Genomic DNA, 24171 nt, shown 5'->3' with positions numbered 1-24171 from the left:
TCCATAGAAGGAGAGTGAGCGTGTCGCCAAGCCTGTTCCGACGATAACCATCAGCCCGCCGTGCGCTTCCACGATCCTTCCTTTTTCGGCTGCTTTTTATTACAGGCCCAGGTGTTATGCCCGAATACGTCAATTGGCTTCGTCACGCTTCCCCTTACATCAACGCCCACCGCGATTGCACCTTTGTGGTCATGTTGCCTGGCGACGGTGTGGACCACCCCAACTTCGGCAATATCGTCCACGACCTGGTGCTGCTGCACAGCCTGGGTGTGCGGCTGGTGCTGGTGCATGGCTCGCGTCCGCAAATTGAAACCCGCCTTGAGGCGCGTGGCCTTACGTCGGCTTATCACGAAGGCATGCGCATCACCGATGCTGCCACCCTGGAATGTGTGATCGATGCGGTCGGGCACTTGCGCATCGCCATCGAGGCGCGCCTGTCCATGGACATGGCCTCATCGCCCATGCAGGGTTCACGCCTGCGCGTGGCCAGTGGCAATCTGGTCACCGCGCGGCCCATCGGCGTGCTCGACGGCGTGGACTATCACCACACCGGCGAAGTGCGCCGGGTCGACCGCAAGGGCATCAATCGCCTGCTCGACGAACGCTCCATCGTGCTGCTGTCGCCGCTGGGGTACTCGCCCACCGGCGAGATCTTCAACCTGGCCTGTGAAGATGTGGCCACCCGCGCCGCCATCGACCTGGCTGCCGACAAACTGCTGCTGTTTGGCGCCGACCTTGGTCTGATCGACGAAAATGGTCGCCTGGTGCGTGAGTTGCGTCCACAGCAAGTGCCAGCGCACCTGCAGCGGTTGGGCAGCAATTATCAGGCTGAACTGCTCGACGCTGCCGCCCAGGCTTGCCGCGGCGGCGTGGGGCGCAGCCATATCGTCAGCTACGCCGAGAACGGCGCTTTGCTCACCGAGCTGTTTACCCGCGACGGCGGCGGCACGCTGGTGGCCCAGGAGCAATTCGAACTGGTACGCGAGGCGGCAATTGAAGACGTCGGCGGTTTGCTTGACCTGATCAGCCCGCTGGAAGAGCAGGGCATTCTGGTACGCCGTTCGCGGGAAGTGCTGGAGCGCGAGATCGAGCAGTTCAGCGTGGTGGAACGCGAAGGCATGATCATCGCCTGCGCCGCGCTGTACCAGATCGCCGATTCCGACGCCGGTGAGCTGGCCTGCCTGGCGGTGAACCCGGAATACCGCCATGGCGCGCGCGGTGATGTGTTGCTCGAGCGTATCGAGGGCCGTGCCAGGGCCCAGGGCTTGAAGACCTTGTTCGTGCTTACGACGCGCACCGCGCACTGGTTCCGCGAGCGCGGCTTTGAACCCAGCAGCGTAGACCGCCTGCCTTCGGCGCGGGCGTCGCTGTACAACTATCAGCGCAATTCCAAGATCTTCGAAAAGGCGCTGTAAAAGACAGCACACATCAAAAATGTGGGAGGGGGCTTGCTCCCGATAGCCTTAGTTCAGTCACTGACGTGTTGACTGATCGAATGCCGTCGGGAGCAAGCTCCCTCCCACATTTGTTTCAATACTTCAGAACCGTGAAAGCGCGCCGATACAACAATTGCCGGCGATCAAATCGGCCGCTTGGACAACCAAAGAAATTATTAGTGACACAAAAACTGTAACAAATTGACGCCAGGATAGCGCTTAGCCATGATGGCGCCGCCTTTCTGGTCGTGAATGACGTCTGCAGTGTCCTAAACGATCTAAAAAAGCTCTGAATAATACCCTTTAGGAATTAGGTTGCGCGGCAACTCGTCTACTCTGACCGGTTCGCTGCCCTGCAAAGTCTTATTCCTGAATCGTATGAAAAAGGATGAAATAATTCTTTTTGGGTGTATGAGAAACTCATTACCCTGCACGGACCAAATCAACTGTGATTAGACGAAGGTAGTAGACACACAAGGTTACGATTGACTTGTCAGTCACTAACCGGTGCTAATCGCGCATCTGTGGATCGAGGGCGTCAGACCCGCGACCAAAGAAACACAAAAATTAGAAACGAGAGGAGCGGTACATGAAGAAGTCCACCTTGGCTGTGGCTGTAGCTTTGGGCGCAATCGCCCAGCAAGCAGGCGCTGCCGGTTTCATCGATGACAGTAAAGTAACGCTGGGTGTGCGTAACTTTTACATCAACACCGACAACCGCGACGCGGCTGCCGGCAGTGCTGCCAACAAGGCCGCTGGTGTACAGAGCAAGCAGGAAGAATGGGGCCAGGGCTTCGATCTGCGCTTCATCTCCGGCTACACCCAAGGCACCGTAGGCTTCGGTCTTGATGCCATCGGCCTGCTGGGCATTCGCCTGGATTCGGGCGGCGGCACCAACGGCGCGAGCCCGGCGACCGCTACCAGCCCTGGTTCGTACGGCGGCACCGTGTTCCCGAGCAAGTCCAATGGCGAAGCCGTTGATAACTACTCGAGCCTGGGCCTGACTGCCAAAGCCAAGATCTCCCAGACCGAACTGAAGCTGGGTACGCTGCAACCCAAGCTGCCGGTTATCGTGACCAACGACGGTCGTCTGCTGCCGCAGACCTTCCAGGGTGGCCAGATCACCACCAATGACATCAAGGACCTGACGCTGGTTGCCGGTCAGATCGAAAAGGCCAAGGGTCGTAACTCCAGCAACGTCGACAACCTGTCGATCGCTGGTGCCAACACCCGTGGCGTGAACTGGCGTGACAGCAACAAGTTCTACTACGCCGGTGGTGACTACAAGATCACCAAAGACCTGACTGCCCAGTACTACTACGGCAACCTGGAAGATTTCTACAAGCAGCACTTCCTGGGTCTGACCCACAACTGGGCAATCGGCCCGGGCGTATTGAAGTCTGACCTGCGTTACTTCCACAGCTCCGATGACGGCAAGAACGGCAGCGAAGCGGCCTACTTCTCGTCGGGCAACTACAGCGGCGTGAACTCCGGTCGTGGCAAGGTTGACAACAACCTGTACAGCGGCCTGTTCCTGTACACCATTGCCGGCCACACCTTCGGTGGTGGTTATCAGGTCAGCAACGGTAACAGCGACTTCCCTTGGTTGAACCAAGGCGACGGTTCGTCGGCTTACCTGACCACTGACATGCAGATCGCCAAGTTCGCCCGTGCTGGCGAACGTACCTGGCAGGCTCGCTACGCGTATGACTTCGCCAAGGTTGGCGTGCCTGGCCTGACCGCCGGTATCGTCTACCTCAAAGGTACTGACATCGATACCGTCAACGGCAGCCGTGCCGAGTTCACCGGTCAGTCCGAGTGGGAACGAGACATCACTGTTGCCTACGTGATCCCGGAAGGCCCGCTGAAAAACCTCGGCGTCGCCTGGAAAAACGCCATGTGGCGCAACGATGTTGCCGCAGCGCGCGATCAGGACGAAAACCGTGTAATCGTCAGCTACAGCTACGCATTCAAGTAACAGCGTAAAGCCTTGCCCGGCGCAATGCCGGGCAAGGTGTGTTGCTTCAAGTCGGGCTCAACCCCCGCAAGCCCTTCCTGAATCCCTCTTTGCAGCGTCTCAAGGCCTTCTCGAACCTTGAAATCGATGTTGATCCCCGCGTGCCTCAGCGTCCAGTGAACAGATTTTTAATATTCTTTTATCGTCTGGATAAATCGTTATTTATTCTTTTTAAATAAATGCCGAAGCATGCACAGTGGGCGCCATAAGCACTCACCAGGAGCCATGCCATGAGCCTCAGACTGGGCGATATCGCCCCCGATTTCGAACAGGATTCCAGCGCCGGTAACATTCATTTCCATGAATGGCTGGGCGACAGCTGGGGTGTGTTGTTCTCGCATCCGGCCGACTTCACGCCAGTGTGCACCACTGAGCTGGGCTTAACCGCCAAGCTCAAGGACGAATTCGCCAAGCGCGGCGTCAAGGCCATTGCCCTGTCCGTAGACCCGGTGGACTCCCACCACAAGTGGATCGAAGACATCAACGAAACCCAGCACACCGTGGTCAACTTCCCGATCCTGGCCGACGCCGACCGCAAGGTCTCGGACCTCTACGACCTGATCCACCCGAATGCCAGCGATACCCTCACCGTGCGCTCGCTGTTCGTGATCGACCCGAACAAGAAAATCCGCCTGACCATTACTTATCCGGCCAGCACCGGCCGCAATTTCCATGAAATCCTGCGGGTCATCGACTCGTTGCAGCTGACCGACAACCACAAGGTCGCCACCCCGGCCAACTGGCAGGATGGTGATGAAGTGGTGATCGTGCCGTCGCTCAAGGATGAGGAAGAGATCCAGAAGCGCTTTCCCAAGGGCTACCGCGCCGTGAAACCATACCTGCGCCTGACCCCGCAACCCAACCGCTGACACACAACCCAATGTGGGAGGGAGCAAGCCCCCTCCCACAGTTTTTGCCGCATTTCACAGCTCACAAAGCAGGGGTTTTTCAGGCCGTTTCGACGGCCTTTTTTTTCGCCTGTCTTTCCATAAATTGCATATGTATTTATGGAATAAACAAATGAAAAAATAAGATTTATAGATATATAAATCTGCTGCTAAGGTCTGTCCCATCTTGGCGCCATCGCCACACAGCGAACGCCGGCACTTGCTCAAAGGAATTCCTGCATGTTGGTCGTAACACTCGGAGGCAGTCCCAGTCAGCGTTCCCGCTCCGGGGTGCTGCTGGAAAAAACCCGTCAGTGGTTGCAAGACAAAGGCGTCGAAGTGGTGAGTTACCAGGTACGGGACTTCCCGGCCGAAGACTTGCTGCATGCGCGCTTCGACAGCCCCAAGGTGATCGACCTGTTGCAACAGGTGGCCAATGCCGACGGCCTGGTGATCGCCACGCCGGTGTACAAGGCCTCGTTCTCCGGCGCGCTGAAAACCGTGCTCGACCTGCTGCCCGAACGCGCCCTGGCGCACAAGGTAGTACTGCCGATGGCCACCGGCGGCAGCATCGCCCACATGCTGGCGGTGGACTACGCCTTGAAGCCGGTGCTGTCGGCGCTCAAGGCTCAGGAATTGCTGCACGGCATTTTCGCTGAGGACAGCCAGATCGCCTACGGCGAGGGCAGTGTCCAGGCACAACTGGTGCCGGTGCTTGAGGCGCGATTGCGCGAAGCCGTTGAGCAGCTCTACAGCGCCATGGCCCGCCGCCCAAAACCGCTGGATCCGGACGTGTTGAATGACCGTTTGTTGAGTGCTCGCTGGAGCATTTAAGCCTTACCCCGACATCCGGTAACACTCACCTTACTCAGCCGCCAACGGCCAAGCAGGTGCAGCCAACCCCCTCATCGCACTATTTGGAGAGAGCGCCATGCGCACTGTCATCTTGCGTCGTGGTCTGGTCGCACTGTTTGCTGCGGCTGTGTCCTTCGGCGTCATTGTTAACGCCCAGGCCGCCGAAACTTTGCGGATCGGCTATCAGAAATACGGCACCCTGGTACTGCTCAAGGCCAAGGGCAGCCTGGAAAAACGCCTGGCTGCCCAAGGCGTGCAGGTGCAATGGACGGAATTTCCCGGCGGTCCGCAGCTGCTTGAAGGCCTGAATGTCGGCGCCATCGACTTCGGCGTTACCGGCGAAACCCCGCCAGTGTTCGCCCAGGCGGCCGGTGCCGATCTGCTCTACGTGGCCTACGAGCCGCCGGCGCCTACCAGCGAAGCGATCCTGGTGCCCAAGGATTCCACGATCAAGTCGGTGGCCGAGCTCAAGGGCAAAAAAGTCGTGCTCAACAAAGGCTCCAACGTGCACTACCTGCTGGTGCGTGCCCTGGAAGATGCCGGGCTCAAATACACCGATGTGCAGACCGTATTCCTGCCGCCCGCCGATGCCCGCGCGGCGTTCGAGCGGGGCAGTGTCGACGCCTGGGTCATCTGGGATCCGTACCAGGCCGCCGCCGAGAAACAGCTGCAGGCGCGCACCCTGCGTGACGGCACCGGCATCGCCGACAACCACCAGTTCTACCTCGCCACCAAACCCTACGCGCAACAGCACCCGGAGGTGATCAAGGCGCTGGTGGAAGAAGTGCGCGCAGTCGGCGAATGGTCCAAGGCCAATCCGCAGGAAGTCACCGCTCAGGTGGCGCCGCTGCTTGGCCTGCCGGCCGACATCACCCTGACCTCGGTGAAACGCCAGGGCTACGGTGCGCTGTTCCTGACCCCGGAAGTGGTCGCCGCCCAGCAGAAAATCGCCGACACCTTCTACCAGCTCAAATTGATTCCCAAGCCCTTGAGCATCAAGGACGTGATCTGGACACCGCCCGCCACCGTGGCCACAGCGCCGTAATTCGATTTCTTCAGGAGACAACTCCATGAGCCTCAATATTTTCTGGTTCCTGCCTACCCACGGCGACGGCCATTACCTTGGCACCGCCGAAGGCGCGCGTGCCGTCGACCACGGCTACCTGCAGCAAGTCGCCCAGGCTGCTGACCGCCTCGGGTTCGGCGGGGTGCTTATTCCCACCGGACGTTCCTGCGAAGACTCATGGCTGGTAGCCGCCTCGCTGATCCCGGTGACCCAGCGCTTGAAATTTCTCGTCGCTCTGCGCCCCGGCATCATTTCGCCGACGGTGGCCGCGCGTCAGGCCGCAACCCTGGATCGTCTGTCCGGCGGCCGTGCGTTGTTCAACCTGGTGACCGGTGGCGACCCGGAGGAGCTGGCCGGCGACGGCCTGTTCTTGAGCCACGCAGAGCGCTACCAGGCCTCGGTGGAGTTCACTCGCATCTGGCGCCGTGTGCTGGAAGGCGAAACCGTGGATTACGACGGCGAGCACATCAGCGTCAAAGGCGCCAAGCTGCTCTACCCGCCGATCCAGCAACCGCGCCCGCCGCTGTACTTCGGCGGGTCTTCCGAAGCCGCCCAGGACTTGGCCGCCGAACAGGTGGAGATGGTGCTGACCTGGGGCGAGCCGCCGGCCGCAGTGGCAGAAAAGATCGAGCAAGTTCGCGCCAAGGCCGCCAAGCACGGGCGCACCGTGCGCTTCGGCATTCGCCTGCATGTGATCGTGCGCGAAACCAACGAAGAGGCGTGGAAAGCCGCCGACAAACTGATCTCCCACCTGGACGACGCAACCATCGCCCGCGCCCAGGCCTCCCTGGCGCGCTTCGACTCGGTGGGGCAGCAGCGCATGGCCGCCTTGCACGGTGGCAGCCGCGACAACCTCGAAGTCAGCCCCAACCTGTGGGCCGGCGTCGGCCTGGTGCGTGGCGGTGCGGGCACTGCGCTGGTGGGCGATGGCCCGACGGTTGCGGCGCGGGTCAAGGAATACGCGGACCTGGGCATCGACACCTTTATCTTCTCCGGGTACCCGCACCTGGAAGAGTCGTATCGCGTGGCTGAGCTGCTGTTCCCGCACCTGGATATCGAACGGGCCGAGCAGCCGAAAAGCACCGGCTATGTCAGCCCGTTCGGCGAAATGGTCGCCAACGACATTCTTCCCAAAGCCGCATCACAGAGCTGAGGGGACGCCATGAATGTTGAAAAATTGAGCCATCGCGTGGCGCCGTGGGTGCTGCCGATTCTGTTGCTGGCGGTGTGGCAGTTGTCGGTGTCGGCGGGCTGGTTGTCGACGCGCATTCTGCCGGCGCCCAGCGCAGTGATTGAGGCCGGGGTCAACCTGGTGCGCAGCGGCGAAATCTGGACGCACCTGGCCATCAGTGGCTGGCGGGCCGGCCTGGGCTTCGTGATCGGCGGCGGCATCGGCCTGGCGCTGGGCTTTATCACCGGTCTGTCGACCTGGGGCGAGCGTTTGCTGGACAGCTCGGTGCAGATGATCCGCAACGTGCCGCACCTGGCGCTGATTCCGTTGGTGATCCTGTGGTTCGGCATTGATGAGACGGCGAAGATTTTCCTGGTCGCCCTCGGCACGCTGTTCCCGATCTACCTCAACACCTATCACGGCATCCGCAACGTCGACCCGGCACTGGTGGAAATGTCGCGCAGCTATGGCTTGTCCGGTTTCAGCCTGTTCTGGCAGGTGATTCTGCCTGGCGCGTTGCCGTCGATCCTGGTGGGCGTGCGGTTTGCCCTGGGCTTCATGTGGTTGACGCTGATCGTGGCGGAAACCATCTCGGCCAGCTCCGGCATCGGCTACCTGGCGATGAACGCGCGGGAATTTCTACAAACCGACGTGGTGGTGCTGGCCATCGTGTTGTACGCGATCCTCGGCAAACTGGCCGACCTGGCCGCGCGTGGCCTGGAACGGGTCTGGTTGCGCTGGCACCCGGCCTATCAAGTGCATAAGGGAGGTGCGGCATGACTGCTCAACAACCTCCGCGCCTGCTCAAGGGCATCCCGCTCGCGGTGCGCAAATTGCGCAAGTCCTTTGGTGCGCGGGAAGTACTCAAAGAGATCGATCTGCATATCCCTGCCGGTCAGTTCGTCGCCGTGGTCGGTCGCAGTGGCTGCGGTAAAAGCACCTTGCTGCGCCTGCTGGCGGGCCTGGATAAAGCCAGCGGCGGCCAGTTGCTGGCCGGGTCTGCGCCGCTCGACGAGGCGATCGAAGACACGCGGCTGATGTTTCAGGAAGCGCGCCTGCTGCCGTGGAAAAAGATCATCGACAACGTGGGCCTGGGCCTCAAGGGCAACTGGCGCCCCCGGGCGTTGGACGCGCTGGAGGCGGTGGGCCTGGCCGAGCGTGCCGATGAATGGCCGGCGGCGTTGTCCGGCGGGCAGAAGCAACGGGTGGCGCTGGCCCGCGCGCTGATCCACCAACCGCGCCTGCTGCTGCTCGACGAGCCCCTGGGCGCACTGGATGCCCTGACCCGTATCGAGATGCAGCAACTGATCGAAAACCTCTGGCAAAAGCACGGCTTCACCGTGTTGCTGGTCACCCACGACGTCAGCGAAGCCGTGGCGATTGCCGACCGGGTGATCCTGATCGAAGACGGCGAAATCGGCCTGGACCTCACCGTCGACCTGCCGCGCCCGCGTGCCCGTGGTTCACATCGTCTGGCCGCACTGGAAGCCGAAGTGCTCAACCGCGTGCTGTCCTTGCCCGGCGTGCCGCCGGAACCCGAACCTGTTTCACCGCTGCCGACGCAATTGCGTTGGGCTCAATAACCCACACAGGAAAAACACCATGACTATCAAAGCCATCAACGTGCGCAACCAGTTCAAGGGCACCATCAAGGAAATCGTGGTCGGCGACGTTTTGTCGGAGATCGACGTGCAGACCGCCTCGGGCATCGTCACGTCGGTGATCACCACGCGCTCGGTCAAAGAGCTGGAACTGGTGATCGGCAGTGAAGTGATCGCCTTTGTCAAATCCACTGAGGTGTCGATTGCCAAGTTGTGAGTGCTCTTGAGGCCGTCATCGGGGGCAAGCCTCCTCCCACATTTTGAATGTGTTCACAGGTCAACGTGTGGGAGGGGGCTTGCCCCCGATGAGGCGCGCCCAGCCACCCTTACCGCTTGGGCAAGTACGCCGGCAAGTAGAGCCCCACATACGCATCAAATACCCGCATCCCTTCCTCCGCCATGCGCGGCGTAATCCGCCCATGCTGATGCACCGAGCGCGCATACACGCGGTCGCTCAACTCCAGCGCCAATGCAAACACGTCCACATCGTTGGGTAGCGTCGGCACCTCGAAGTGGCGGTTGAACACGGCCAGCATCAAATCCCCCAACTCCAGATCATGCTGACGGTCGGCCTGGGTCACTTCAGTGAGCCCGTGCTGGGTGAGGATCAACTGGCGCGCGACAGCATCATGCGCGTAGATGCTAAGCATGCGCTGCTCGACGACAGCGGACAGGTCGCGCCATTGCTTGAGCGAGTCATGCTCGATGGGGGCCTCGATGGCCGCACGGAAGGCCGCGTGCACATCCGCCGTCAACGCTTGCAGCAACGCCGGCACGCTGGCAAAAAAGTGGTACACCGACGCCGCCGGAATCTGCGCGCGCTTGGCCACACTGTAGATCGACAAACCGGCCACGCCTTCGGCGGCCAGCAACGCGCGGGCGGCATCCAGGATCGTGTCGATCCGCGCCTGGCTGCGGGCGCGGGGTTTGCGAGTGACGGTGGGGCGGGTGGACATGGAAGTCTCCTACAAGGCAGCAGGCATTGTATGAGTAGGAAGGTGTGTTGTCTGCCAGACCGCTATCGGGGGCAAGCCCCCTCCCACATTTTGAATGTGGTCACAGATCCAGTATGGGAGGGGGCTTGCCCCCGATGAATCCACCTAGGTCTCCCCGAATAAACCCAAAAAAAACGCCACTGACCGAAGTCAGCAGCGTCTTTTCAACTACCGCAACCGCTTAAACGGTATGCAGGTACCAGTTGTACTCAAGGTCGGAGATGGAGTGTTCAAACTCTTCCAGCTCGCTTTCCTTGCAGGCGACGAAAATATCGATGTATTTGGGATCGATGTACCGCGCCATCACTTCACTGTCGTCCAGCTCGCGCAAGGCATCGCGCAGGTTGTTCGGCAGGCTTTGTTCGTTCTGCTCGTAGCTGTTGCCTTCCACCGGTGCATTCGGCTCGATCTTGTTGGTCAGACCGTGGTGCACGCCCGCCAGGACCGAAGCCATCAGCAGGTAAGGGTTGGCATCGGCGCCGGCCACGCGGTGTTCGATACGCACGGCATCGGACGAACCGGTGGGCACGCGAATCGCCACGGTGCGGTTGTCCAGGCCCCAGCACGGCGAGTTCGGCACGTAGAACTGTGCGCCGAAACGACGGTAGGAGTTGACGTTCGGGCACAGGAACGCCATCTGGGCGGGCAGGGTCTCGAGCACACCGCCGATCGCGTGACGCAATGCGGCGTTCTGCTCGGGATCCTCGCTGGCAAAGATGTTCTTGCCGTCTTTGTCCAGGATCGAAATGTGTACGTGCAAACCGTTGCCAGCCTGGCCCGGGTAGGGCTTGGCCATGAAGGTGGTGTCCATCTCATGGTCGTAGGCGATGTTCTTGATCAGTCGCTTGAGCAGTACCGCGTAGTCGCAGGCCTTGATTGGGTCGGCAACGTGGTGCAGGTTCACTTCGAACTGCGCCGGGGCACTTTCCTTGACGATGGCGTCGGCCGGGATGCCTTGCTCTTTGGCACCTTCCAGAATGTCCTGGAGGCAGTCGACGTACTCGTCGAGGTCGTCGATCAGGTAGACCTGTGTCGAGTGCGGACGTTTGCCGGAGATCGGCGAGCGGGGCGGTTGGGGGCGGCCGTTCACGTTCTCCTGGTCGATCAGGTAGAACTCAAGCTCGAAGGCGGCGCAGATGGTCAGGCCAAGATCGTCGAACTTGCTTACCACCTGGCGCAGCACTTCGCGAGGATCGGCGAAGAAAGGTTCACCTTCCAGTTCGTGCATGGTCATCAGCAATTGCGCGGTCGGGCGCTTTTGCCAGGGTTCATTGCACAGGGTGTCGGGGATCGGATAACAGATTCGGTCAGCATCACCGATGTCCAGACCCAGGCCGGTGCTTTCCACCGTCGAGCCGTTGATATCCAGGGCAAATAAAGAGGCAGGCAGGTTAATGCCCTTCTCGTAAACCTTGTGGAGGCTGGTGCGTTCGATGCGCTTGCCGCGCACCACACCATTCATATCCGCAATTAGAAGGTCTACGTACAGAACCTCAGGATGATCCTTAAGGAACGCGTTCGCTTCGTTAAGCTGAACGGCACGCGGGGGTACCGACATGATGCAACACCTTTGTTGTTAAAAATATCAATCATTGATCTTTTCTGGTTTCAGTCAACCCGAACGGCATGCCGAAGTCAAGCGAGGCCTTTTTTGCCCTGAAAAAGCGCCGCGTGGCCTTTTTTGGGGCTTTTTGCGGCGCTTTTTTGGGTTTGCGCGGCTGGGGAGTCGCAGCCTAAAGCGGGCCGTGTTGTATTTTTTACGGGGGTGTTGTGTAAAAAAATGAACAAGGCTAAGCTCGATTCAAACCCATAACAGCAATAATACCGGGGTGCTTCATGTCTCGCCTTCCGCCAGTTGGCGTCTTGACCTGTATCAGACAAGTCCTGTCATCTCTCCATTTATTCCTCGCCAAGCACCGCGCACCGGCCAATATTCTTGACGCCCGGGTCTTCCTCTTTTTTGCCTCCTCGATTGCGATCACGCCGCAGATGACCGCCGCGCCGATCAAAAATTACGCACAAGGTTGGCCTGAGGAATGCAACGTTGCAGCAAATGGCAGGTAAGCTCCTACCCTGAACGAAAAAACGACGCGGATGCTGCGTCAACCAACGCCTGGCCTTTAATGGACGCCAGGAAACCCAGCCCAGAGGCATTTATGAGTAACAACCTCGACCAGCTCACCGATTGGTTGAAAGACCACAAGATCACAGAAGTCGAATGCATGATTGGCGACCTCACCGGTATCACCCGAGGCAAGATCTCGCCGACCAACAAGTTCATCGCCGAAAAAGGCATGCGCCTGCCCGAGAGCGTGCTGTTGCAGACCGTGACCGGCGACTATGTCGAAGACGACATCTATTACGAACTGCTCGACCCGGCCGACATCGACATGATCTGCCGCCCCGACCAGAACGCCGTGTTCCTCGTGCCCTGGGCCATCGAGCCCACCGCCCAGGTGATCCACGACACCTACGACAAGCAAGGCAACCCCATCGAGCTGTCGCCGCGCAACGTGCTCAAGAAAGTCCTCAAGCTCTACGCCGACAAAGGCTGGCAGCCCATCGTGGCGCCGGAGATGGAGTTCTACCTGACCAAACGCTGCGAAGACCCGGACTTCCCGCTGCAACCGCCAATTGGCCGTTCCGGGCGCCCGGAGACCGGTCGCCAGTCCTTCTCCATCGAAGCGGCCAACGAATTCGACCCGCTGTTCGAAGACGTCTACGACTGGTGCGAATTGCAGGAGCTGGACCTCGACACCCTGATCCACGAAGACGGCACCGCGCAGATGGAAATCAACTTCCGTCACGGCGACGCGCTGTCCCTGGCCGACCAGATTCTGGTGTTCAAACGCACCATGCGCGAAGCCGCGCTCAAGCACAACGTGGCCGCCACCTTCATGGCCAAACCCATGACCGGCGAGCCGGGCAGCGCGATGCACCTGCACCAGAGCATCATCGACATCGCCACCGGCAAGAACGTCTTCTCCAACGAAGACGGGACCATGAGCCAGCTGTTCCTCAATCACATCGGCGGCCTGCAGAAATTCATCCCCGAACTGCTGCCGCTGTTTGCGCCCAACGTGAACTCGTTCCGCCGCTTCCTGCCCGACACCTCGGCGCCGGTGAACGTGGAGTGGGGCGAAGAGAACCGCACCGTCGGCCTGCGTGTACCGGATGCCGGCCCGCAGAACCGTCGTGTCGAAAACCGCCTGCCAGGCGCCGACGCCAACCCGTACCTGGCGATTGCCGCCAGCCTGCTGTGTGGCTACATCGGCATGGTCGAGCAGCACAACCCCAGTGCGCCAGTGGTGGGCCGAGGCTACGAGCGACGCAACCTGCGCCTGCCGTTGACCATCGAAGACGCTCTGGAACGGATGGAAAACAGCAAGACCATCGAGAAATACCTCGGGCAGAAATTCATCACCGGCTACGTCGCGGTCAAGCGGGCCGAGCATGAAAACTTCAAGCGCGTGATCAGTTCGTGGGAGCGGGAATTCCTGCTCTTCGCCGTCTGATGCGCCGGGCGCGCTGTGCAGACGGCGCGCCCTTCACCGAACCAGGAGACCTGTATGTCCAGCAACAACCCGCAAACCCGTGAATGGCAAGCCTTGAGCAACGATCACCACCTGGCGCCGTTCAGCGACTTCAAGCAATTGAAAGAGAAAGGCCCGAGGATCATCACCAAGGCCCACGGTGTTTACCTGTGGGACAGCGAAGGCAACAAGATCCTCGACGGCATGGCCGGCCTGTGGTGCGTGGCCATCGGCTACGGCCGCGATGAGCTGGCCGACGCCGCCGCCAAACAGATGAAAGCCCTGCCGTACTACAACCTGTTCTTCCAGACCGCCCACCCGCCGGCCCTGGAATTGGCCAAGGCTATCGCCGACGTCGCGCCCGCCGGCATGAATCACGTGTTCTTCGCCGGCTCCGGCTCCGAAGGCAACGACACCATGTTGCGCATGGTCCGCCACTATTGGGCGATCAAAGGCCAGCCGAACAAGAAAACCATCATCAGCCGCAAAAATGGCTACCACGGCTCCACCGTGGCCGGCGCCAGCCTGGGCGGCATGACTTATATGCACGAGCAGGGCGACCTGCCGATCCCTGGCATTACCCACATCGCTCAGCCGTACTGGTTTGGCGAAGGCGGCGACATGAGCCCGGAGGCGTTCGGCGTGTGGGCCGCCGACCAGCTGGAAGCCAAGATCCTGGAACTGGGCGTGGACAACGTCGGCGCCTTTATTGCCGAGCCGATCCAGGGCGCGGGTGGCGTGATCGTGCCGCCTGCGACCTACTGGCCGCGCATCAAGGAAATTCTTGCGAAGTACGACATTCTGTTTGTCGCCGACGAAGTGATCTGCGGCTTCGGCCGAACCGGTGAGTGGTTCGGCAGCGACTTCTACGGGCTCAAGCCGCACATGATGACCATCGCCAAGGGCCTGACCTCGGGCTACATCCCCATGGGCGGGCTGATCGTGCACGACGACGTGGTGGCCGTGCTCAATGAAGGCGGTGATTTCAACCACGGCTTCACCTACTCCGGGCATCCGGTGGCGGCGGCGGTGGCGCTGGAAAACATCCGTATTCTGCGCGACGAGAAAATCATCCAGCGTGTGCAGGATGAAGCGGCACCCTATTTGCAGAAACGTCTGCGCGAGCTTGCGGATCATCCGTTGGTGGGCGAAGTACGCGGTGTTGGCTTGCTGGGTGCGATTGAGCTGGTGCAGGACAAGGCCACGCGCAAGCGTTATGAAGGCCGTGGCGCAGGCATGATCTGTCGTAACTTTTGCTTCAACAACGGCCTGATCATGCGTGCCGTGGGCGATACCATGATCATTTCTCCGCCGCTTGTGATCAGCCACGCGGAAATTGACGAACTGGTGACCAAGGCGCGTACCTGCCTGGACCTGACCTTGGCCCAATTGCAGGGCTAAGTGCTAGTCTCAGCACGCATCAAATAACGCAGGCTGTGGCTAATAAAGAAAAAATCGGAGCATCACCATAATGAAGGCATCAGGTTTGAAAAACGCTGGCAAGACCCTCCTCGCCTTGTCCCTGATGGGCGCAATGGCGGGCGCGGCCCAGGCAGACAGTAAAGTGCTGCACGTGTACAACTGGTCCGACTACATTGCACCGGACACCATCGCCAACTTTGAAAAAGAGTCGGGCATCAAAGTGGTGTACGACGTGTTCGACAGCAACGAAACCCTGGAAGCCAAGTTGCTGGCGGGCAAGTCCGGTTACGACATCGTCGTGCCGTCGAACAATTTCCTCGCCAAGCAGATCAAGGCCGGTGTGTACCAGGAACTGGACACGTCCAAGTTGCCCAACTACAGCAACCTGAACAAATCCCTGCTCAAAGCCGTGTCGGTCAGCGACCCGGGCAACAAGCACGCGTTCCCGTACATGTGGGGCTCCATCGGCATCGGCTACAACCCGGAGAAGGTCAAGGCTGCGCTGGGCGTGGACAAGATCGACTCGTGGGACGTGCTGCTCCAGCCCGAGAACATCGCCAAGCTGAAAAGCTGCGGCGTGAGCTTCCTCGATTCGCCCACCGAAATGCTGCCGATTGCCCTGCATTACCTGGGCCTGCCAACCGACAGCCAGAAGAAAGACGACCTCAAGCAAGCCGAAGCGCTGTTCCTCAAAATCCGTCCTTCGATCGGCTACTTCCACTCGTCCAAGTACATCTCGGACCTGGCCAACGGCAACATCTGCGTAGCCGTGGGTTACTCGGGTGACATCCAGCAGGCCAAGTCCCGCGCGGCCGAAGCCGGCGGCAAGGTCAAGGTGGCCTACGACATTCCCAAGGAAGGCGCCGGCAGCTTCTTCGACATGGTCGCCATTCCCAAGGATGCCGAAAACGTCGATGCCGCCTATAAGTTCATGAACTACCTGCTCAAGCCGGAAGTGATGGCGTCGATCACCAACAGCGTGCGTTTCCCGAACGGTAACGAGAAGGCTACCGCACTGGTCGATAAAGACATCACCAGCGACCCGGGCATCTACCCGCCAGCGGACGTGCAAGCCAAGCTGTATGCAATTGCCGACCTGCCGGCCGCTACCCAGCGCGAGATGACGCGCAGCTGGACCAAGATCAAGTCGGGCAAGTAAGCCCTGCTACCCGTGGGAGGGCACAAACGCCCTCCCGCACATTAATTAAATGAAAGAAAGTTTTGCCGGATCGGTTTATCGAAGGTAAGTTGCGCGCCGGTTTTGTTGCCGGGCAACAACTTCAGGGCCAACTATTGAAGAGGACCTCCACTTGCCAATTTCTTTATTTCGCAAAGCCTTGCTGGTGGGTGCAGGTATCACGCTGGCTGTCAGCGTGCAGGCTGCACCGACGGTGCATATTTATAACTGGTCGGACTACATCGGCCCCGACACCCTGGCCAACTTCGAAAAGGCCACCGGCATCAAGCCCGTGTACGACGTGTTTGATTCCAACGAAACCCTGGAAGGCAAGCTGCTGGCCGGACGCACCGGCTATGACGTGGTAGTGCCGTCCAACCACTTTCTCGGCAAGCAGATCAAGGCTGGGGCGTTCCAGAAGCTCGACAAGTCATTGCTGACTAATTATTCCAATCTTGACCCGGCGTTGCTCAAGCGTCTGGAAAAGAACGATCCGGGTAACCAGTATTCTGTGCCGTACCTGTGGGGCACCAACGGCATCGGTTACAACGTCGATAAAGTGAAAGAGGTGCTGGGCGTCGACCATATCGACTCCTGGGCGGTGCTGTTCGAGCCGGAAAACATGAAGAAGCTCGCCAGCTGCGGCGTGTCGTTCATGGACTCGGCCGATGAGATGCTGCCGGCGGTGCTCAACTACATGGGCCTGGATCCCAACAGCACCAACCCGGCCGACTACAAGAAGGCCGAAGAGAAGCTGCTCAAAGTGCGGCCCTACGTGACCTACTTTCATTCCTCCAAATACATCTCGGACTTGGCCAACGGCAATATCTGCGTGGCGGCCGGTTTCTCCGGCGATGTGTTCCAGGCCAAGGCCCGTGCGGCCGAGGCAGGCAAGGGCGTGAACATCGCCTACGCGATTCCCAAGGAAGGCGGCAACCTGTGGTTCGACGTGCTGGCGATTCCCAAGGACGCCACCAACGTCAAGGAAGCCCACGCCTTCATCAACTATTTGCTGCAACCTGAGGTGATCGCCCAGGTCAGTGATTACGTCGGCTACGCCAACCCTAACCCAGGGTCGGACACACTGATGGAGCAATCGATACGCACCGACGCAGCGGTTTACCCACCGCAGGCGGTTCTCGACCGGACATTCGTCAACTTCGAGCTACCCCCGAAGGTGCAACGCTTGATGACCCGTAGCTGGACCAAGGTCAAGACGGGCAAGTAGCGCTCAAACTATCCAGGGTTCGCCCGCATTGGGCGAACTGCACTCTTTTTTTGGGAGTTTCGTAAATGGCTGTTGCCTCCGGCGCCTACAAGAAAGCCCTCGAGGGCGACCAGACACCGAAGAAGGTGCTGGTCAAAATCGATCGGGTCACGAAGAAGTTCGACGAGACGATTGCCGTGGACGATGTGTCCCTGGAAATCAAGAAAGGCGAGATTTTCGCCCTGCTCGGCGGTTCGGGATCGGGCAAGTCCACCCTGCTGCGCATGCTTGCAGGTTTCGAGCGCCCGACCGAAGGCCGCATCTACCTCGACGGTGTGGACATCACCGACATGCCGCCCTATGAGCGGCCGATCAACATGATGTTCCAGTCCTACGCGCTGTTCCCGCACATGACCGTGGCGCAGAACATCGCCTTCGGCCTGCAGCAGGACAAGATCCCCAAGGCCGAAGTCGACGCCCGCGTGGCCGAGATGCTCAAGCTGGTGCAGATGAGCCAGTACGCCAAGCGCAAGCCGCACCAGTTGTCCGGCGGTCAGCGCCAGCGCGTGGCCCTGGCCCGCTCCCTGGCCAAGCGCCCGAAACTGCTGCTGCTCGATGAGCCGATGGGCGCGCTGGACAAAAAACTGCGCTCGCAGATGCAGCTCGAGCTGGTGGAGATCATCGAGCGCGTCGGCGTGACCTGCGTGATGGTCACCCACGACCAGGAAGAGGCCATGACCATGGCCGAGCGCATCGCGATCATGCACCTGGGCTGGATCGCGCAGATCGGCAGCCCGATCGATATCTACGAGACGCCTACCAGCCGTCTGGTGTGCGAATTTATCGGCAACGTCAACATCTTCGAAACCCAGGTGGTGGACGACGCCGAAGGCCACGCGGTGCTCAAATGCCCGGACCTGGACCGCGACATCTACGTGGGCTACGGCATCGCCACTGCGGTGGAAGACAAGTCGGTGACCTACGCCATCCGCCCGGAAAAACTGTTGGTCACCTCAGAGATGCCGACCTGCGAACACAACTGGTCCAGCGGCAAGGTGCACGACATCGCTTACCTGGGCGGTCACTCGGTGTTCTACGTGGAGCTGCCGAGCGGCAAGCTGGTGCAGTCCTTCGTCGCCAACGCCGAGCGCCGTGGCCAGCGCCCTACCTGGGGTGATCAGGTGTACGTGTGGTGGGAAGACGACAGCGGCGTGGTACTGCGCTCATGAACACAAAAAAACTCAAACGGCGCTTGAACCGCCTCGTCCCCAGTGGCAAGCAGGTGGTCATCGGGATTCCGTTCCTGTGGCTGTTCCTGTTTTTCGCACTGCCGTTTTTCATCGTGTTGAAAATCAGCTTTGCCGAAGCCGATGTGGCGATCCCGCCGTACACCGAGATCTACACCTACGTTGAGCAGAAGCTGCAAGTGGTGCTGAACCTGGCCAACTACAGCTTGCTGGCGGGGGATGAGCTGTACATCGCCGCCTACCTCGGCTCGCTGAAAATGGCGTTTTTCAGCACGCTGCTGTGCCTGCTGGTCGGTTACCCGATGGCCTACGCCATCGCCACCGCGCGCAAAGAGATGCAGACCGTGCTGGTGCTGCTGATCATGATGCCGACCTGGACCGCGATCCTGATCCGCGTGTATGCGTGGATGGGCATCCTCAGCAACAACGGTCTGCTCAATGGCTTCCTGATGTCCATGGGGCTGATCAGCGAGCCGCTGCAGATCCTCAACACCAACATTGCGGTGTACATCGGCGTGGTCTATTCGTACCTGCCGTTCATGATCCTGCCGCTGTACGCCAACCTGGTGAAGCACGATCAGAGCCTGCTGGAAGCCGCATCCGATCTGGGTTCGAGCACCTTCAACAGCTTCTGGAAAATCACCGTGCCGCTGTCCAAGAACGGCATCATTGCCGGTTGCATGCTGGTGTTTATCCCGGTGGTGGGCGAGTTCGTGATCCCCGAACTGCTCGGCGGCCCGGAAACCCTGATGATCGGTAAAGTGCTGTGGCAGGAATTCTTCAATAACCGTGACTGGCCGGTGGCGTCCGCCCTGGCGGTGGTGATGCTGGCGATCCTGATCGTGCCAATCATCCTGTTCAACCGCAGCCAGGCCAAAGAGCTGGAGGGCAAGATATGAAACGCTTTCGTTTCTCCAGCTTCATGCTGGTCGCAGGCTTGTTGTTCATCTACTTGCCGATGCTGATCCTGGTGATCTACTCGTTCAACGAATCCAAGCTGGTGACGGTGTGGGGCGGTTGGTCGATCAAATGGTACGTGGGCCTGCTGGACAACACCCAGTTGATGGGCTCGGTGGCGCGCTCGCTGGAAATCGCCTGCTACACGGCGGTGGCGGCGGTGGCGCTGGGTACGCTGGCGGCCTTCGTGCTGACGCGCATCAGCCAGTTCAAGGGCCGCACGCTGTTCGGCGGCCTGGTCACCGCGCCGCTGGTGATGCCCGAAGTGATCACCGGTCTGTCGCTGTTGCTGCTGTTCGTGGCGATGGCGCAGTTGATCGGCTGGCCCCAGGAACGTGGCATCGTCACCATCTGGATCGCCCACACCACCTTCTGCGCGGCGTACGTGGCGGTGGTGGTATCGGCGCGCCTGCGTGAGCTGGACCTGTCGATTGAAGAAGCGGCGATGGACCTGGGCGCGCGGCCGTGGAAGGTGTTCTTCCTGATCACCATCCCGATGATCGCGCCGTCGCTGGCGGCGGGCGGCATGATGTCGTTTGCGCTGTCGCTGGACGACCTGGTACTGGCCAGCTTCGTGTCGGGGCCGGGTTCGACCACCTTGCCGATGGAAGTGTTCTCGGCGGTGCGCCTGGGGGTCAAACCCGAGATCAACGCCGTGGCGAGTCTGATTCTGTTGGCGGTGTCGCTGGTGACGTTTCTGGTGTGGTTCTTCAGCCGGCGTGCCGAAGAGCATCGCAAGAAGGCGATCCAGCAAGCCATCGAAGAAGCGGCGGCGGATGGCTGGCAGCAGCCGGACAAGCGTCGGGCGCCGGCTCCGATTTAAAGTGTGGGAGGGGGCTTGCTCCCGAGAGCAGGGTGTCAGTCAATTGAAGTGAGACTGACCCACTGCTATCGGGAGCAAGCCCCCTCCCACCTTTAATTGCATTTCAAGTTGATTACGCTGCCCACGGCGAGGTGCGAATCACCTGCACAAAATTCGTCGGCTTGAACCCATTAATGCGTGGATGCGCATGCACCACAGCCTCGCGCTGCTGATCGTGCTCTGTCGAGCAAGTGCGGGAAAACTTAAAGGTTATGAAGTTGTACTTGAAGAAGTAATCGTTGCTGACTACCGTCAACGTGTAAGTCCTTAATGTCCATGTCGCAGAGAGTGTAGCCATTGCGGGTGAGTTCGTTATAGTAAGGGGCTATTTACTCCTTCTTGTACCAGTGAGGAAGCCTACTTGATGACTGATGCCATCGAGGTACATGCTGCTTTTATGACTAACGGTGTTGGCGCGGATGATGTTTTCTGGAAAGCGTTGAGCTATTGCAAAGCCTGTATTACCAATGCGTCCACTGGCGTAGGCGCAGCAAGTGATGGCTGGAGCAAACACCTCAGTGCGATTAAATCCACACTTAGTGAGATAGAAAATCTGCATAGAGAACAAATGGGTTCGGGATCGAAGCTGGAAACGCAGTTCTCGGACTTCGCCTCCGGCGGCTCAGGGTTGCGTAACGAGGCTAAGTATTGAAGGCAGTTCTCTTGCAGGTGGTTTAGGTGGTGCCGCTGGAGGTATCGCAATCGGAGCAGCAGGGAGTGGTGGCGGTGAAATGATGGGTGATTATCTTTATAGGCAGACGAGCCCATGATGAATGTGGACACAGGCCTCGTCGCAACAATAATGATTCTATCAATAATAATCACAATGTGCGTATCGTTTTATGTTGCTCATGCGTATACGGAAAAATTTGAATATTGGCTGCCAAATTGTTCATTTGTAGAGCAAAACAAAAAAGCTTTTTCAAGCGCGGGGCTGCTGGGGAAAACGATGCGCTGCAGCATGATTTATGTGTACTTGTTAATGCCGGGGTTAGGGGAAAGCAGAGGGCTTTTGGATATTGGGGATATAAAGTCCTTCCCTAAGAAGTTAAAATTTTTGCTGGCGATACCTTGGACTGCACAACTTGTTTTGTTGGTCGCGTTGATTGTGTTTACTCAATTCGTAGCGCCGTATAAATGAGTAACCAATGGCTCACATCAGTCCCCGCAACTCTTATAGACGAAGCGTGTTCAGCCGCCGGCTGGGGGTGACGCCGCAGCGGTTCAGGCTCAACTTCGCCGCACCGGTTTGAGGCACCGGTTTGAGAGTGCCCCCGATCAATGCCTATCGCGCTGGCAGCAGCTTGAGCGTGCCGCGCGTGTTGGCGGTGACTTCCTCGTCGGTGAAGTGCGCCTGTTCGTAACCGCCCTCGATGTAGGTTTGTGCCTGGTCGCTGTAATGCGCGTCGAACGGCACGCCGCTTTGCCCGACCGGGTTGATGGTGAGGGCGTGGGCGGCGTCGGCGAAGTCGATCAGGCGGCGGGTGGAGGGGCCGTAGGTGACGGGCCAGGGCGCCGGGCCGATATTGGCTGACTGGTTGTTCGGTACTTCGTGGGTGCCGGGCGCGGCGAACGGGCCGACGTTGACGATCTGGTCCAGCGGCTGTTGCGAGCCCAGCGGATGGCCGTGGGTCAGGGTGTGCGCCTTGCCCCATTGCCACTGTGTCGGGTCGTCGCCGAATGTAGCCTTGAGATGGCTCAGGCTGTTGTCCCACGCGCGCTTGACGGTGTCGGCGCGCTTGCCGTCCCACCAGGGCGAGTCCGCGGACGCAGCCAGGCGCGGCAGCGCGGCGTCGATCACGCGGGTGCTGAGCAGGGTCTTGAACAGTGCGTCGCCAAGTTTGGGGTGGAAGGCCGCCTCGGCCAGGTTGAACAGGAACTGGTTGAACAACGTGGCACTGGTGGAATCGAGCGGATAATCGCCTTTCCACGCCGCCAGTTGCTCCACCAGCTGCAACTGGGCCGGGTCCTTGACCACCTCACGCAGCACCGGTAACAACGGCGCCAGCAGGCGCGGGCCGAACGCCGTGGTGGTGCCCAGTTGCAGAGCCTGGCTGTTGGTGACGTTCCACTTCACGCTGTTGTCGCTCAACTGCGCATTCAACTGCTGGCCACGGTCGGGCAGGTTGTAATAACCAGGGATTTCCATGCCGGTGGGCGATACCGGCTGGGCATTGGCGGACACCACGTAACCCCGCGCCGGGTTCTCTTCCTGCGGGTTGGCACTGAACGGGTAGAAGCCCAGTTTGTCGCCTTCCGGTGTGCTGCCGTCAAGGATCATCCCGGCATTCACGCCCGGCGGCCGCATCGGCAATTGCGCCGCCGCCCACCAGCCGATGTCGCCCTTGGCATTGGCCCACACGATGTTCAGGCCCGGCGCCGACACTTTGGAAGATGCCGCGCGCGCCTTGGCCAGGGTGTCGGCGCGGTTGAGTTCGTAGAAGCCTTCGAGGCTGCGGTTGTCGGTGTCGAGAAACGCCCACCACATGGCAATCGGCGTCGTGCCGCTGTTATCGCCGAGCACACTGTTGATGATCGGGCCGTGGGGCGAGCGGCGCAGGGTGAGGGTGACCGGCTCCTGGCCCTTGACTGCAATCTGCTGTTCGCTGCGGGTCATGTCGACCCATTGGCCGTGGTACCAGACCTGGTTGGGGTTGTCCGGGTTGGTCTTCTCGGCGATCAGGTCGAGGTCATCGTTCTGGAACATGGTCAGGCTCCAGCCGAAGTCCAGGTTATGCCCCAGAAACGCCATCGGCGACAGCGCGTTGTGGTAGCCGTACAGCTCAAAGCCCGGCGCCGACAGCTGCGCCTCGTACCACACCGCCGGCACCGAAAAACGAATATGCGGGTCGCCCGCCAGCAACGGCTTGCCGCTCTGGGTGCGGCTGCCACTGATGGCCCAGGCGTTGCTGCCTTCGAACTGCGGCAAACCATTGTCGGCCAGGGCCTGATCGCTCAACCGGGCAAGGGCGCCGAGGTGTTGCCAGTCGCTGTCTGCCAGGTTCAGGGCGCCCCTGGGCTGCCAGTCGAGGTCGAAGACCTTCAGGTAGTCGCTGCCCAACCGGTCGTGGATATAGGTCAGCAACGGCTCGGTACGAAACGCGGCGGCAAAGCTGTAGGCCATGTACCCGGCAACACTGACGCTGTCCTCGGCGGTGAACGGCCGCTTGGCAATGCCCAGCACGTCGAACTCCAGGGGGCTGGGGTGGCCGGCCTGATACTGGTTGATGCCGTCGAGGTAGGCTTGCAGGGCTTTCCAGGTCGCGGACTCGTGGTCCATGTGCGCCACGTAGTCAGCGGCGCGCTCGCGAATGCGCAGGCTGCGAAACAGCTTGTCGGTCTCCAGCAGTTTGGGCCCCAGCACCTCGGCCAGTTCGCCACGGGCCAGGCGCCGCATCATCTCCATCTGGAACAGCCGGTCCTGGGCCTGCACATAGCCGAGGGCGCGATACAGATCGGCCTCGTTGCCGGCGCGAATGTGCGGCACGCCACGCTCGTCATAGCGCACCGTGACCGAGCCTTGCAGGTTGGCCAGCGTCTGCGTGCCCTGGCGGGTCGGTTGTTTGCTGTAGACATAGCCGCCAACGCCGGCCATGACGGCGACGATCAGCAGGGCAAGCACGATCAGGCTGCGTTTCATGGACGGTCCTTGGTCAGTCGCCTTCAAAGGTCATCGAAGTCTAATGGGTTTGGCGATGAAATGCCGATTGCCGCCTCGACAGCCGAGGTTCAAGTGGC

22 protein-coding genes and 1 pseudogene are annotated in these 24171 nt (G+C 60.1%); 20 read left to right on the top strand and 3 right to left on the bottom strand.

Features of this window, described 5'->3' with window-relative positions:
• Window positions 1-116: 116 nt before the first annotated feature.
• The 9 genes from argA to JOE32_RS16110 all read left to right on the top strand — a co-directional run bounded on the left by argA (window position 117) and on the right by JOE32_RS16110 (window position 9250).
• Window positions 117-1415 (top strand): amino-acid N-acetyltransferase, encoded by a 1299-nt coding sequence (gene argA / locus JOE32_RS16150; RefSeq protein ID WP_209986156.1) that lies wholly within the window; start codon window positions 117-119, stop codon window positions 1413-1415.
• Window positions 1416-2025: 610 nt separating this feature from the next.
• Window positions 2026-3414: an OprD family porin gene (locus JOE32_RS16145; RefSeq protein WP_209986151.1), complete on the top strand. Its 1389-nt coding sequence runs from the start codon at window positions 2026-2028 to the stop codon at window positions 3412-3414.
• A gap of 269 nt (window positions 3415-3683) precedes the next feature.
• Complete coding sequence (locus tag JOE32_RS16140; protein ID WP_209986148.1) at window positions 3684-4322, top strand: peroxiredoxin; 639 nt, start codon at window positions 3684-3686, stop codon at window positions 4320-4322.
• A 258-nt stretch (window positions 4323-4580) separates the two neighbouring features.
• Complete coding sequence (gene ssuE, locus JOE32_RS16135) at window positions 4581-5174, top strand: NADPH-dependent FMN reductase (protein WP_209986144.1); 594 nt, start codon at window positions 4581-4583, stop codon at window positions 5172-5174.
• Window positions 5175-5271: 97 nt separating this feature from the next.
• Window positions 5272-6240: a sulfonate ABC transporter substrate-binding protein gene (locus JOE32_RS16130; RefSeq protein WP_209986141.1), complete on the top strand. Its 969-nt coding sequence runs from the start codon at window positions 5272-5274 to the stop codon at window positions 6238-6240.
• Window positions 6241-6265: 25 nt separating this feature from the next.
• Entirely contained in the window at window positions 6266-7414 is a 1149-nt protein-coding gene (gene ssuD, locus JOE32_RS16125; protein ID WP_209986138.1) for an FMNH2-dependent alkanesulfonate monooxygenase, read from the top strand.
• Window positions 7415-7423: 9 nt separating this feature from the next.
• Window positions 7424-8212, top strand: coding sequence for an aliphatic sulfonate ABC transporter permease SsuC (gene ssuC, locus JOE32_RS16120; RefSeq protein WP_209986136.1), 789 nt, complete (start codon window positions 7424-7426; stop codon window positions 8210-8212).
• Entirely contained in the window at window positions 8209-9015 is an 807-nt protein-coding gene (gene ssuB / locus JOE32_RS16115) for an aliphatic sulfonates ABC transporter ATP-binding protein (protein WP_209986133.1), read from the top strand. Before ssuC ends, ssuB begins: the two co-directional genes overlap by 4 nt.
• 19 nt (window positions 9016-9034) lie before the next feature.
• Window positions 9035-9250, top strand: coding sequence for a TOBE domain-containing protein (locus tag JOE32_RS16110; protein ID WP_003176783.1), 216 nt, complete (start codon window positions 9035-9037; stop codon window positions 9248-9250).
• Window positions 9251-9359: 109 nt separating this feature from the next.
• On the opposite strand, the gene JOE32_RS16105 is transcribed toward JOE32_RS16110, so the two are convergent.
• Complete coding sequence (locus tag JOE32_RS16105; RefSeq protein WP_209986129.1) at window positions 9360-9989, bottom strand: TetR/AcrR family transcriptional regulator; 630 nt, start codon at window positions 9987-9989, stop codon at window positions 9360-9362.
• 220 nt (window positions 9990-10209) lie between these two features.
• Window positions 10210-11586: a glutamine synthetase family protein gene (locus tag JOE32_RS16100; RefSeq protein WP_003234758.1), complete on the bottom strand. Its 1377-nt coding sequence runs from the start codon at window positions 11584-11586 to the stop codon at window positions 10210-10212.
• Between the two features lie 278 nt (window positions 11587-11864).
• Between JOE32_RS16100 and JOE32_RS16095 the strand changes: the two genes are divergently transcribed.
• The 11 genes and pseudogenes from JOE32_RS16095 to JOE32_RS16045 all read left to right on the top strand — a co-directional run bounded on the left by JOE32_RS16095 (window position 11865) and on the right by JOE32_RS16045 (window position 21574).
• Window positions 11865-12092, top strand: a complete 228-nt coding sequence (locus JOE32_RS16095) for a hypothetical protein (RefSeq protein WP_209986126.1) — start codon at window positions 11865-11867, stop codon at window positions 12090-12092.
• A 92-nt stretch (window positions 12093-12184) separates the two neighbouring features.
• A complete protein-coding gene (locus JOE32_RS16090; protein WP_057006451.1) occupies window positions 12185-13543 on the top strand; it encodes a glutamine synthetase family protein in 1359 nt (452 codons plus the stop codon).
• Between the two features lie 54 nt (window positions 13544-13597).
• A complete protein-coding gene (locus JOE32_RS16085) occupies window positions 13598-14962 on the top strand; it encodes an aspartate aminotransferase family protein (RefSeq protein ID WP_209986123.1) in 1365 nt (454 codons plus the stop codon).
• A gap of 85 nt (window positions 14963-15047) precedes the next feature.
• Entirely contained in the window at window positions 15048-16142 is a 1095-nt protein-coding gene (locus tag JOE32_RS16080) for a polyamine ABC transporter substrate-binding protein (protein ID WP_209990556.1), read from the top strand.
• A 151-nt stretch (window positions 16143-16293) separates the two neighbouring features.
• The gene (locus JOE32_RS16075) at window positions 16294-17388 is read left to right on the top strand and encodes a polyamine ABC transporter substrate-binding protein (protein WP_209986121.1); all 1095 of its coding nucleotides are present in this window, start codon (window positions 16294-16296) and stop codon (window positions 17386-17388) included.
• A gap of 65 nt (window positions 17389-17453) precedes the next feature.
• Window positions 17454-18596, top strand: coding sequence for a polyamine ABC transporter ATP-binding protein (potA, locus tag JOE32_RS16070; RefSeq protein WP_057006455.1), 1143 nt, complete (start codon window positions 17454-17456; stop codon window positions 18594-18596).
• Window positions 18593-19513 carry an ABC transporter permease subunit gene (locus JOE32_RS16065; RefSeq protein WP_057006456.1) on the top strand — a complete coding sequence of 307 codons (921 nt, stop codon included), beginning with the start codon at window positions 18593-18595 and terminating at the stop codon, window positions 19511-19513. Before potA ends, JOE32_RS16065 begins: the two co-directional genes overlap by 4 nt.
• On the top strand, window positions 19510-20394 hold the full coding sequence (locus tag JOE32_RS16060) for an ABC transporter permease subunit (RefSeq protein ID WP_209986118.1): 885 nt from the start codon (window positions 19510-19512) through the stop codon (window positions 20392-20394). Before JOE32_RS16065 ends, JOE32_RS16060 begins: the two co-directional genes overlap by 4 nt.
• 211 nt (window positions 20395-20605) lie before the next feature.
• Window positions 20606-20689: pseudogene (locus tag JOE32_RS25030) on the top strand (Hcp1 family type VI secretion system effector); the annotation flags it as partial.
• Window positions 20690-20797: 108 nt separating this feature from the next.
• The gene (locus JOE32_RS16050) at window positions 20798-21085 is read left to right on the top strand and encodes a hypothetical protein (protein WP_245229036.1); all 288 of its coding nucleotides are present in this window, start codon (window positions 20798-20800) and stop codon (window positions 21083-21085) included.
• A gap of 114 nt (window positions 21086-21199) precedes the next feature.
• Window positions 21200-21574: a hypothetical protein gene (locus JOE32_RS16045; RefSeq protein ID WP_209986113.1), complete on the top strand. Its 375-nt coding sequence runs from the start codon at window positions 21200-21202 to the stop codon at window positions 21572-21574.
• 144 nt (window positions 21575-21718) lie between these two features.
• On the opposite strand, the gene JOE32_RS16040 is transcribed toward JOE32_RS16045, so the two are convergent.
• Complete coding sequence (locus tag JOE32_RS16040) at window positions 21719-24073, bottom strand: penicillin acylase family protein (protein ID WP_209986110.1); 2355 nt, start codon at window positions 24071-24073, stop codon at window positions 21719-21721.
• Between the last annotated feature and the right edge of the window lie 98 nt (window positions 24074-24171).

The organism is Pseudomonas sp. PvP025 (assembly GCF_017832155.1).
Classification (GTDB): Bacteria; Pseudomonadota; Gammaproteobacteria; order Pseudomonadales; family Pseudomonadaceae; genus Aquipseudomonas.
This window is presented reverse-complemented; position numbering and strand designations above follow the sequence as displayed.